This is a genomic window from Pseudomonas sp. GT1P32 (assembly GCF_054897805.1).
In genome coordinates, this window is the sequence record NZ_CM142704.1 from 1,354,026 (window position 1) to 1,365,457 (window position 11,432).

9 protein-coding genes are annotated in these 11,432 nt (G+C 58.8%); 6 read left to right on the forward strand and 3 right to left on the reverse strand.

All coding sequences use genetic code 11. The features are described 5' to 3' along the window. Positions 1-192: 192 nt before the first annotated feature. From ACYZUC_RS06150 to ACYZUC_RS06165, 4 genes are all read left to right on the forward strand, one after another. Entirely contained in the window at positions 193-1,854 is a 1,662-nt protein-coding gene (locus tag ACYZUC_RS06150; protein WP_461994355.1) for an O-antigen ligase family protein, read from the forward strand. Positions 1,855-1,928: 74 nt separating this feature from the next. Then, positions 1,929-3,011 (forward strand): bifunctional transcriptional activator/DNA repair enzyme AdaA, encoded by a 1,083-nt coding sequence (locus ACYZUC_RS06155; protein WP_192227382.1) that lies wholly within the window; start codon positions 1,929-1,931, stop codon positions 3,009-3,011. A 31-nt stretch (positions 3,012-3,042) separates the two neighbouring features. Beyond that, a complete protein-coding gene (locus ACYZUC_RS06160; RefSeq protein ID WP_461994357.1) occupies positions 3,043-3,855 on the forward strand; it encodes an isocitrate lyase/PEP mutase family protein in 813 nt (270 codons plus the stop codon). A gap of 5 nt (positions 3,856-3,860) precedes the next feature. Beyond that, on the forward strand, positions 3,861-4,478 hold the full coding sequence (locus ACYZUC_RS06165; RefSeq protein WP_461994358.1) for a DNA-3-methyladenine glycosylase family protein: 618 nt from the start codon (positions 3,861-3,863) through the stop codon (positions 4,476-4,478). 130 nt (positions 4,479-4,608) lie between these two features. Here the strand turns inward: ACYZUC_RS06165 and ACYZUC_RS06170 are convergent, their stop codons facing one another. The 3 genes from ACYZUC_RS06170 to ACYZUC_RS06180 all read right to left on the reverse strand — a co-directional run bounded on the left by ACYZUC_RS06170 (position 4,609) and on the right by ACYZUC_RS06180 (position 7,803). Further along, positions 4,609-5,706 carry an extracellular solute-binding protein gene (locus tag ACYZUC_RS06170; protein WP_461994360.1) on the reverse strand — a complete coding sequence of 366 codons (1,098 nt, stop codon included), beginning with the start codon at positions 5,704-5,706 and terminating at the stop codon, positions 4,609-4,611. A gap of 2 nt (positions 5,707-5,708) precedes the next feature. After that, complete coding sequence (gene aguA / locus ACYZUC_RS06175; protein WP_461994362.1) at positions 5,709-6,818, reverse strand: agmatine deiminase; 1,110 nt, start codon at positions 6,816-6,818, stop codon at positions 5,709-5,711. Positions 6,819-6,918: 100 nt separating this feature from the next. Then, on the reverse strand, positions 6,919-7,803 hold the full coding sequence (locus ACYZUC_RS06180) for a LysR substrate-binding domain-containing protein (RefSeq protein WP_008028679.1): 885 nt from the start codon (positions 7,801-7,803) through the stop codon (positions 6,919-6,921). Between the two features lie 377 nt (positions 7,804-8,180). Between ACYZUC_RS06180 and ACYZUC_RS06185 the strand changes: the two genes are divergently transcribed. Together ACYZUC_RS06185 and ACYZUC_RS06190 are read left to right on the forward strand one after the other, a co-directional pair. Further along, the gene (locus tag ACYZUC_RS06185) at positions 8,181-10,430 is read left to right on the forward strand and encodes a TonB-dependent siderophore receptor (protein ID WP_461994364.1); all 2,250 of its coding nucleotides are present in this window, start codon (positions 8,181-8,183) and stop codon (positions 10,428-10,430) included. Between the two features lie 158 nt (positions 10,431-10,588). Continuing rightward, the gene (locus ACYZUC_RS06190; RefSeq protein ID WP_461994365.1) at positions 10,589-11,377 is read left to right on the forward strand and encodes a MipA/OmpV family protein; all 789 of its coding nucleotides are present in this window, start codon (positions 10,589-10,591) and stop codon (positions 11,375-11,377) included. Positions 11,378-11,432: the final 55 nt, after the last annotated feature.

The following is an 11,432-nucleotide window of genomic DNA, read 5'->3' on the forward strand; positions in this document are numbered from 1 at the left end:
AGTCTTTGGTCAAGGTCCAATTCATAAGCACAGAGCAGACAACTCCCATGAATGTGCAATTCAATTGTGCTGAACGGCTGAATTAATCGCATCGACCGGTTCGTTGCAAGTTGAATCATGGACGGGGGCGATTTGGTCATATCAAACCGCTTCAAACCATCCTAAAGACGCTCTCCTGAGGGAGAGTGACTCATGGTATTGAACACTATGATGCGTTTTAAAAATAGCGCTGCAATTCTTATTGCAGCGCTGACCGCTATTGGTCTAATACAAGAAAACGACACTATTCTTTTCATCGCTGCCGCCGGCATGACCTCAGTTATCATAATGGCGGTTTTTTCTCCATGGCTAGGGATGCTGGCACTATTCCCACTCGCATTTGCGCTACCTCCGGCCCCCACTACAATTGGTTTGCAAGAATTTTCATTTGCAGTTCTTTTGGTTGTCATTACGACAGGCACCTTTCTTGAGTGCCTACGCGCTCCCACCGCTCGCTCGCACTTGAAATTTTGGGGTTTTACATTACTGGCAGTCACGGCAGCAATAACGATAAACCTGACAGTAGCGCTGAACAACAACATCCCGCTCAGGGACTGGATCAGGGGAATTATTCCCTTTCTTTTCATATTGAATTTTTTACCTGTTGCGGTATTGACCGGCAAAGACGAAAACCGGATTCGCTGGATTGGAGTTTCAATCGCAACGTCAATATTCCTCCTCGCAGGATTTATTATTTTTCATTATTTTCACAACGACATATGGCGGCCTTATTGGCTTCTTTCGGTCGATGACCAGACACTCAGAATCCCGGAAGCCGTTGCCATTGAACATGCCGGCGCCATTGGCCCCATGCGCGACAGAATAACAATGTCGATCGCACAGGCCACGGACGCCCTCTTGCCTGTCGGGCTTGTCATCGGCGTGACCCTGGCCTCCTTGGCGCAGCCGAAGGCCGCAGTCACGACAGGTTTCCTGATGGCCTTGTCCTGCATGTTCGCAATACTTATCACGTTTACCAGAAGCATGTTACTGAGCTCGATTGTGGCGATGTTTATATTTCTGGTTTACCTCATCGTTTACCGAAAAAAAGTGCTACCAAAATTTATTACGATACTCACGACCCTGAGCGCGACGGGCTTGATATTCATTTACTCTACGGGCATTCAGGATATCTGGATTGGCCGAATGAGCCACCTGATCGCCCTGCCAACATCGGAATTCGACATCACGCCTGCTGACAATAATGTCGAGCCCGACGCACTTATTTCGACAACCGTACTTTTCACCCCAGAACAAAATATATCGACAGAGGCAACCCCGAACGATACCGGAATATTTGAAGCAAAAATGTCCGCACCCAACAACTATCACTCAACTCAATCAAAAGCATCTTCAGACAATAAAACGACAAAAGACTTCAACATCTCTTCACGCCTGAATGAATATCAGATCGCGTGGGAAATGTTTGTGCCTCGCCCGATAATGGGCAATGGATTGGGAGTCAAACACGAAATGCGCTGGGAAACCGCTGACAACGTTTCGGAGACCAAACAAGTGGCCTACGTGCACAACTGGCCATTTTATATGTTGATGGTCGGGGGATTAAGCGGATTGCTAGTGTATTCGGCTCTGCTTTTTGGCCCTGTCATTTTCAAACTGTCGTCGATCAGATCGGAGCCCATTCACTGGACACTCATTCGTATGGCTATCCTGACCATGGCGATATACGGAGCTTTTTTTGCAGTGTTCAGGCTCATCACGTTCAATCTTTTGTTAGCGGCTATATGGGGAATCCTCGTTACCCAGGTACTAATCGACCGTCAGAAGAACAAGTCTGGAATCGAGAACACGTAGAGCCCGACTGCTTACTGGAATTCACTGTCGATTTTCCGGTGGAGGTGCCGAGCGCCGCGTCTTATGCTCATGCCATGAACTTACAAGACACCTTGCTCCCTCCCCATGCCGAGATGGTCCGCGCCATGCTCGAGCGCGATACCGCGTACGAGGGGGTGTTTTTTACCGCGGTCAAAACCACCGGGATCTTTTGCCGCCCCAGCTGCACGGCGCGCAAGCCGAAACCGGAGAATGTCGAGTTCTTCGCCCATGCGGATGAGTGCCTGTCCGCCGGTTATCGAGCCTGCCTGCGATGCAAACCGCTGGACGCTGCCGCCATTGCTCCGGACTGGGTGCAAAGGCTACTCAAGTCGGTGGACGCCGATCCCGAACGGCGCTGGACCGATGTGCAACTGCTGGCCGAGGGCATTGAGCCGCTGAAGCTGCGCCGCTGGTTCAAACAGCATTTCGGCATGACCTTTCACGCATGGTTGCGTACCCGACGCCTTGGCATGGCGCTGGGCGGGATCAGACAAGGCGACTCCATTGACAGCGCGGCGTTCGATTCGGGATACGAATCGCTGAGTGGATTTCGCGATGCGTTTCAAAAATCCTTTCACATCACACCCGGCCGCGCGGCCCACAGCGAACCACTGTTGTTCACACGCCTGACCACCCCGTTGGGGCCGATGATCGCCATGGCCGAACGGCGTGGGCTGGTGCTGCTGGAGTTTCTGGATCGGCCGGCGCTGACCCGTGAAGTCGAGGCCTTGCAGAACCGTTACGGCTACGCAGTGGCGCCCGGTCACAACGCTCACCTGCAGCAAATCGAAGACGAACTGGCGCACTATTTCGCCGGCAAACTGACCGAATTCAAGGTACCCCTGCACCTGCCCGGCAGCGAGTTCTCCCGGCAAGTCTGGGCCGAACTGGCGAAAATCCCTTACGGCCAGACCAGCACCTACGGCACCATCGCCGCACGACTGGGCAAGCCTGGCGCCAGTCGCGCCGTGGGCCTGGCCAACGGGCACAACCGCCTTTCGATTGTCTTGCCCTGCCACCGGGTGATCGGTGCAGATGGCTCGCTGACGGGCTATGGTGGAGGACAACCGCGCAAGGCGTTTCTGCTCAGGCTGGAAAAAGCGGCGGTGCAGATCACCCATCAACTCGCGTTCTGATCACTCGGTGTTTTCATAAGGAAGGAAATCGATGGACACGCTCGACCACTCATTCCACAGGCTGCATCAGGACGGCCTGCTGATTCTCACCAACGTTGCCGATGCCGCCGGGGCCCGCATCGTTGAACAACTGGGCTGCAAAGCCGTGGCCACCAGCAGCGCGGCAGTCGCTTGGGCGCATGGTTACGCAGACGGCAACACCCTGCCGCTCGAACGCCTGGTATCGAGCGTCGAGGCCATCGCCCGCGTGATTTCGCTGCCGTTGACCGTGGACATCGAAGCCGGCTATTCCGATGACTTGGCACGGGTTGCCGAAGTGGTTGATGCAGTGCTCGCCGCTGGCGCTGTCGGGATCAACATCGAGGACGGTGCTGCGCCGCCCGAGCTGCTGGCGCGCAAGATCGCCATCGCACGCCAGGTTGCGGAGCGCCGTCAGGTGAAGTTGTTCATCAACGCCCGCACCGACGTGTACCTCAAGGCCTTGGTGCCGGCCGAAGACCGCGTCGCGGAAACACTGAAACGCGCCGCGCTGTATCAAGCGGCCGGGGCGGACGGGCTGTTCGCGGCAGGTGTTTCGGCGGAGTACGAGATTGCCGCGCTGTGCCGTGGCACCACGCTGCCGGTGAACGTACTCGCGTTGCCGGGGTTACCCGCCCCTGAAACGTTGAAAGCGCTGGGTGTACGGCGTTTGAGCGCGGGTTCCGCAATCGCCGAGTTTCTGTACGGCGCCATGGCCGGCCTGGCCAAGGGGTTTCTGGAGACCGGCAAACTCGACAGCAGCCAGCTCAAGGCCTTCACGTACGGGGAAGTGAACGCCCTGCTGAAATCCGTCGGAAACGCTTGATCCTCATGTCCGATCCCTATCAGCCTGCGACCCGTTTTCTGGCGTCCATTGACGACGATTGGGCGCGCCATATCGCGACCATCGGTCCTTGCCTGCATCAGCCTCATGCGGCTCGCGACCCGTATGAGTCGCTGGTGCGGGCAATTGCCTATCAGCAACTGCACGCCAGGGCCGGTGATGCGATTGTCGGGCGGCTGCTGGCGTTGTTTCCTTCGGCCTCGTTTCCGCGGCCCGAACAGATTCTGGCGAGCGGGTTTGATCAACTGCGCAGTTGCGGCTTTTCCGCCAGCAAAATCGCGACCATTCAGGGCATCGCTCAAGCGGCGCTGGACGGCGTGGTGCCGGACTATGCGACGGCGCTGGCCATGGACGATGAGGCGTTGATCGAGCAGTTGATTACCTTGCGCGGCGTTGGGCGATGGACCGTGGAGATGCTGCTGATCTACAGCCTGGAGCGGCCGGACATCCTGCCGGCTGATGACTTTGGGGTGCGTGAGGGCTATCGGCGGTTGAAGGGCCTTGAGGTACAGCCGACGCGCAAGCAGATGGTCGAGATCGGCTTGGGCTGGAGCCCTTATCGGACAGTAGCTTCCTGGTATTTGTGGCGGGTGCCAGCCAAATAGTCCGCATTATCGTAATTCGCCGCCAAGCCGGTCTCGCTCCTACAGGGATTTTGTGAACGCTGGAGATCCCCTGTGGGAGCGAGCCTGCTCGCGATGGCGCCAGCCCATTCAATACATCATCCAAAGCCAGTCACAACCCGGATTTCAACCGACTGAACGCCCGAATCAACGCCCGGTTGAACGCCTTGCCATTGTCATTCTTGCTATACAACGAAGCCCTTACCTGCGCCGACGGATACGTCCCCGGATCATTACGAATCGCCGGGGCGATCAAGTCATCCGCCGCCGTGATCGCATTGGCGTAGTGAATGGTGTCGGTGATTGGCGCAATGACTTGCGGTGTCATCAGGTAATCCATCAACGCCAGCCCGGCCTCGGGATGCGGCGCATCCTTGGGAATGACCATGGCGTCGAACCAGATCAACGTGCCCTCCTTCGGTATCCGGTAGGTCAACGTGAACGGTTTTTTCGCGGCTTCTGCCTGGCCCGCCGCAATGGCCACGTTGCCATTCCACGACATCGCCACGCAGGTATTGCCATTGGCCAGGTCGCTGATGTTCAGGTCATTGTCGAAGTAACGGATGTACGGCCGGATCTTCGCCAGTTGCTGCTCGGCCAGCTTCAGGTCATCGAGGTTCTGGCGGTTGATGTCCAGCCCCATGTACTTCATCACCGCGGCGAACACCTCGTTGGGATCGTTGAGCAAACTCACGCCGCAATCGGCAAATTTCGAGACCACCGCCGGATCGAACAGCATCGCCCAACTGTCCGTTGGCGCCTCCGGCAGGCGCTTTTTGACGGCCTCTTCCTGATAACCCACACCGGTCGTGCCCCAGGCATAAATCCCGGCGTAACGATTGCCCGGATCGAACACCGCCATGTGCTGGCGGAACTCGTCACCGACGCCGGCAAAGTGCGGCAGTTGTTGCGGGTTCAAGGTTTGAATCGCCCCACTCTGGATCGCCCGGGACAGGTGCTGCCCGGCAGTCAGCACCAAGTCGTAGCCACTGCGGCCGGTGAGCAGTTTGGTCTCGACGGTTTCCAGGGAATCGAAATGATCGGCGACCACATGAATGCCGGTCTTTTTCTCGAAATTGGTCAGGGTATCCGGGGCCAGGTATTCGCCCCAGATGTACAGGTTCACCACCGGTCTGGCGCTGTCGGCGGCCTGCACACACAAGGGTGCAAGCACCAGCAATAACGCTTGAGTCAGTTTGTGCAGGCCCATGATCACACTCCTTTACCAGCGTATTGAGGCATGGTGATGCACGCGACGTTACCGCCGCCGAGCAGGATTTCCCGGGAGTTTTCGATGCCGACGACCTTGTGCTGCGGGAACAGCTCAGCCAGTGTCGCCAGTGCCACCTGATCGTTACGATCACCAAACAACGGCACCACGATCGAGGTGTTGCCGGCGTAGTAGTTGATATACGACGCGCAGATTTTGGTACCGGCCTGACGGGTGTGGGTGCTGTCTTGCTGGTCCAGACCTTCGGCTTCTTCTGCAGTCCATTCCAGCACGTCGGGTTGTGGCAGTTTGTGTACGATCAACTCGCGGCCACGGCTGTCACGGGTGCTGCGCAGGACATCGTAGGCTTCCTGATAGATTTCCCATTGCGGGTCATCGCGGTTGTCGGTCCACTGCAGCACCACTTCACCGGGACGCACGAAGCACGCGAGGTCGTCGACGTGACCGTCGGTTTCGTCGAACTTGCAACCGCGCGGCAGCCAGATGACTTGCTCTGCGCCGAGGTAGTCCGTCAGCCGCCGGGTGACTTCTTCCTTGCCCAGGTGCTGGTTGCGATTGCGGTTGAGCAGGCATTGTTCGGTGGTGAGGATGCTGCCCTGGCCGTCGCTCTGGATGCCACCGAGTTCGGCGATCAGCGGTGCGCGGTAGCGGTCGAAACGTTCGATTTCAAGGATCTTGCTGGCGATCTGGTCGTCCTTGTCCCACGGGTAGTACAAGCCACCATCGAGGCCGCCGTACGCGTTGAATTCGAAGTCGACGCCGCGTACTTCGCCGCTGGCGTCATTCACCACAAAGCACGGACCGCTGTCCCGGAACCAGGTGTCGTTGCAGGTCATTTCTACCACGCGAACTTGCGGCGGCAACTGACGGCGCGCCGTGGCGAATTGCGCGGCGGAGGCACACACGGTGACCGGTTCACTTTGAGAGATGGCGGTGACGATCTGCACCCAGACTTTCTGCGCCGGCTTGGCCCCGTTGCGCCAGACATCGGTGCGCTCCGGCCAGCCGAGCCAGCAACCGGCCTTGGTTTCGAATTCGCCGGGCAGGCGGAAGCCGTCTTTTTTTGGGGTGGTGTCGAGCGAACGTGCCATGGTCAAACCTCGTTGACGGGGATTGGAATGACCACAGGCTAAGGTCGTCGGCGCCCTCCTCGCCAACGATGATAATTGCGGAATAGTTGAATTAAACTCATCAATCGATCAACTGATCGTTGAACCATTCGAGCATCTGCGCCACAGCCGGACGCTCCAGGCGCACTCGTTCACACACCAGCGCGTATTGGCCCAGCGCAGTCATGCTTGAGGTAAACGGGCGGACCAGTCGACCGCTGAGCAAGTCTTCCTGCGCCGTGAGGTTATCGCCCATGGCCACGCCCTGTCCTTGGGCCGCGGCCTCCAGCGCCAGGCCGGCATGGGCGAAATACAACTGTCGTTCGGGGCGTTGATCGCCGGCATGACTGGTGAGCCACGCGGTCCAGGTCTTGCCGTCCTGATCGTCGTGCAGCAGGCAGTGGCGCGCCAGGTCCTTCGGGGTTTTCAGGGCGCCCTGGTTGAACAGGCCGGGGCTGCACACCGGGAAAAACTGCAATGCCGGCAACGGCCGAACGAAGTACGCGCTGCTGTCCACCGGGCCGGTGCCATAGGTGATCGCCAGGTCGATGTCTTCCCCCGGCGCGGTGGCGTCGATTGGCTGTTCGTAGAGATGCAAGGTGATATGCGGATAGCGCGCGTAGAAATCCGTGAGGCGACGCATCAACCACTTTTGCGCCAGTTCGGCCGTCACCGCCAGGCGCAACACCGCCAGCGACGACGGATCGCGCAGTTCATCGCAAGCTTCACCAATCAGTTCGAAGGCTTGCTGCAGGCTTTGCATCAGGCGCCCGGCGGCCATGGTCGGACGGATTTGCCGGCCTTCGCGGATGAACAGCGACACACCCAGTTGCTCTTCGAGCTGGCGGATCTGATGGCTGACAGCGCTGTCGGTGACGCACAACTCTGCGGCGGCCCGGCCGAAGTGGGCGTGGCGGGCGGCGCATTCGAAGGTTTTGAGGGCAGCAAGGGAAGGTAATCGTCGCATGGGTCGGTTCCCGATTCGAGGTGCTCATGCTGACTTGGCGGGCGGTGGGCGTCCAGTGGGACCGCGTTATCGTTCATCGCCAGCAAGCCGGCTCCTACGGGATCGGTGTGGGGTCTGTGGGACCGTGTTTTCGTTTATCGCCAGCAAGCCGGCTCCTACAGGATCGGTTTGGGGCCAGTGGGACCGTGTTTTCGTTTATCGCCAGCAAGCCGGCTCCTACAGGATCGGTTTGGGGTCAGTGGGGCACGAGCGACTGGGTCTGGCTCGCTAATCAAAACCTCGATTTTTTTCACAGGGCAGTTCCCCTTTGCGTTTTTCGTTCGGTTAACCCTCAGAAGCCTTTCACTTACCGATCGATTCGATACAAAGGGATCTCCATGTCGCACCCAATTGCTGCGCGTTTTCGTTTTGCCCTGTGCCCCTTGGCACTGGCCCTTCCGGCCGCTCTGCTGAGCCTTGCCTCCTCCGCCCATGCCGCCGAAACGGCCACCGGCAAAACGGCAGCCAAGGACGATGGCGTGCTGCAACTGGGTGCGACGAACATCAATGGTGTCGCCTTGGGCGCGACCACCGAGGACACCCATTCCTACACCACTGGCTCAACGTCTTCGGCCACGGGCCTGCCCTTGTCGCTGCGTGAAACACCGCAATCGGTCACGGTGATTACCCGCCAGCAAATGGACGATCGCGGTGTGCAAAGCATCAGCGACGCGTTGCGTAACACCCCCGGTGTTTCGACGCAGAAATACGACAGCGACCGTACCGAGTTTTCCGCCCGCGGCTTTGCCATCACCAACTTCCAGTACGACGGGGTCAACCAGCCGTACGACGGTGTTTATGGGGAAAACCCGAACAACAGCGACGACTCCGCCAGCCTTGACCGCATCGAGGTCGTCAAGGGCGCGACCGGCCTGATGACCGGCTCGGGCGACCCGTCCGCTACCGTCAATCTGATCCGCAAGAAGCCGACCAAAGAGTTCAAGGCCTCGATCAGCGGCACCGTCGGTTCGTGGGACAGCTACCGCACCACCGGTGATATTTCCGGTTCGCTGACTGACTCGGGCAACGTGCGCGGGCGCTTTGTCGGCGTGTACCAGGACAAGGATTCCTACATTGACCACTACAGCCAAAAGAAAGACCTGTACTACGGCATCCTCGAAGCCGACCTGACCGACGATACCCTGCTGACATTCGGCATCGACAAGTCCAGCGCCACACCTCGCGGCAGTTCCTGGACCGGCAACCCGACGTATTTCTCCGACGGCGGCCGTACCGACTTTTCACGCAGCTTCAACCCGGCAGCCGACTGGAGCCGCCGTGATTTCGACGAAATCACCTACTTCGCCTCGCTGGAACAAGCGCTGGCCAACGACTGGAAAGTCAAGGCCAGCCTCAGCGAGAAAACCACCGATCACGACACCCAACTGGCCTCGGCCAGCGGCGGCAATCCGAACCGCGCCACCGGCGACGGCATGTTCCTTTTCTGGGGTCGCTGGGAAGGTCATCGCGTGCAGGACACCGCCGACGTGAACGTCTCCGGCCCCTTCTCCCTGGGCGGTCGCGAGCATGACCTGGTAGCCGGCGTCATGGCGTCCCACTCCCGCCAGACCGGTTCCACCTACGACACCAGCGCCTTCGAAATGGTCCCGGGAAGCATCTACGACTGGGACGGCCATCTGCCGAAACAGGAATTCCCGGCAAACGGCAAATACGAACGCACCCAGAGCCAGAACGGTGTGTACCTCGCCACTCGCCTGCGTCCGACCGATGATCTGTCGGTGATCCTCGGCAGCCGCCTGAGCACCTTCAAGTACAACGAAGACTACCGCTACAACGCGGATTCACCGCTGGACGACACCCAAGCGAGCTACAAGGAACACGGCATCGTCACGCCTTATGCCGGCGTGATCTATGACCTGAACGACGTGTACTCGGTGTACGCCAGCTACACCTCAATCTATCAGCCACAGACCAACAAGGATGCCAGTGGCATGACCCTGGCGCCGGTTGAAGGCGACAGCTACGAAACCGGTCTGAAAGCCGCTTACCTCGATGGCCGGCTGAATGCCAGCCTGGCGTTGTTCCGCATCGAACAGGACGGCGTCGCCGAGCAGACCGGCACCAACGCAATCACCAACGAAGGCATCTACAAAGCCGTGGACGGCACCACCACCAAAGGCGTGGAACTGGAACTGGCCGGCGAACTGACCGAGGGCTGGAACCTGACGGCCGGTTACACCTACGCACGCACCCGTGATAAAGACGAACAGCGGATCTTCGGTTACCCGCTGTCCACCAGCAAGCCTGAGCACGTTGTGCGCACGTTCACCACCTATCGCCTGCCTGGCGCCCTGGACAAAGTGACCGTCGGCGGCGGCATCAGTTGGCAGAGTGCTTTCTACGGCAAAATCTACAGCGCTCCCGCTGGCGACTACACCCGGATCAAACAGGGCGGCTACACCCTCGTGGACCTGATGACCCGTTACCAGTACAACGAGCACCTGAGCTTCACCGCCAACGCCAACAACGTCTTCGACAAGAAATACCTGACCGGCCTGGGCAACTTCGACACCACGTTCTACGGCGAGCCGCGCAACTTGATGCTGACCACCAAGTGGGACTTCTAAGCTGAACCTGTGGCGAGGGATTTACGCCCTCGCCACAGGCGACTCACTGCTCACCAAACCCGTTCACAGTCTTTGACAGTTTTGCGACAAAGCTGCCAAAGATTGCCGGGCGTCACCCGCCTAGCATGGGCGCATCCACTATCACCCAGGGTGCTCCCATGCTTCGTTCGCTGTATTTGCCGTTGACCTCTTTTTGCCTGCTCCTCCCCTCCACTTCCTTGTATGCCGAAGACTGGCACTACACCTTGCGCGCTGGCGCCGCCAGTGCGCCGCGTTACAGCGGCAGCGCTGAGCGCGTGACGGGGCCGCTGCTGGGCGGCGAAATCGTCAGCCCTTATGGTTTCTTTCTCGACACGCAAAAGGGTCTTGGCTGGGCGTTTGACGAAGACGACTTCGGTCTCAGCGTCTACGTCGGCGCAAGTGATGTGCGCAAGGACCGTAAAAGCGGGCTCAAGGGCTCGGATGAGCTGAACGGTATGGGCTCGATCAAGTCGCGTCCCTTGCTCGGGCTGGACGGGACCTATCACATGGGGCCGATCATTCTCGGCGCCAGTTATGAACATGCGCTTGAAGAAGACAAGGACGAAGAAGACACCGGCTCAGCCTGGAACCGATTGAAGCTGAGCATCAGCGCGCCGTTTTATGAAGGTGACTACGGCAAGCTCGTCGGCAGCCTGAACAGTCAGTTCGGCGACAGCAATTACATGCGCACCTGGTATGGCGTGAGCGGCGCTCAGGCGTCACGCAGTAAGTTCAAGGCGTATGACACCAAGGGTGGCCTGGTGAGTCGGGGGGCGGATCTGACCTGGTCGCTGCCGATCAATGATGAATGGAGTTTTACGACGGTGCTGGCGGTGCAATACCTGAGTGATAAGGCGGGGGACAGTCCGATTGTCGAGAAGCGGATGCAGACGTCGGTGGCTGGGCAGGTCGTGTACAGCTTCTGATTTGAGGTGATGCGAATTACGCCATCGCGGGCAAGCCTCGCTCCTACAGGTTGTC

What these genes read in the sequence shown, in the direction of transcription:
- ACYZUC_RS06150 (WP_461994355.1), top strand. Translation starts at nt 193, where the DNA reads ATGGTATTGAACACTATGATGCGTTTTAAAAATAGCGCTGCAATTCTT.
- ACYZUC_RS06155 (WP_192227382.1), top strand. Translation starts at nt 1,929, where the DNA reads ATGAACTTACAAGACACCTTGCTCCCTCCCCATGCCGAGATGGTCCGC.
- ACYZUC_RS06160 (WP_461994357.1), top strand. Translation starts at nt 3,043, where the DNA reads ATGGACACGCTCGACCACTCATTCCACAGGCTGCATCAGGACGGCCTG.
- ACYZUC_RS06165 (WP_461994358.1), top strand. Translation starts at nt 3,861, where the DNA reads ATGTCCGATCCCTATCAGCCTGCGACCCGTTTTCTGGCGTCCATTGAC.
- ACYZUC_RS06170 (WP_461994360.1), bottom strand. Translation starts at nt 5,706, where the DNA reads ATGGGCCTGCACAAACTGACTCAAGCGTTATTGCTGGTGCTTGCACCC.
- aguA (WP_461994362.1), bottom strand. Translation starts at nt 6,818, where the DNA reads ATGGCACGTTCGCTCGACACCACCCCAAAAAAAGACGGCTTCCGCCTG.
- ACYZUC_RS06180 (WP_008028679.1), bottom strand. Translation starts at nt 7,803, where the DNA reads ATGCGACGATTACCTTCCCTTGCTGCCCTCAAAACCTTCGAATGCGCC.
- ACYZUC_RS06185 (WP_461994364.1), top strand. Translation starts at nt 8,181, where the DNA reads ATGTCGCACCCAATTGCTGCGCGTTTTCGTTTTGCCCTGTGCCCCTTG.
- ACYZUC_RS06190 (WP_461994365.1), top strand. Translation starts at nt 10,589, where the DNA reads ATGCTTCGTTCGCTGTATTTGCCGTTGACCTCTTTTTGCCTGCTCCTC.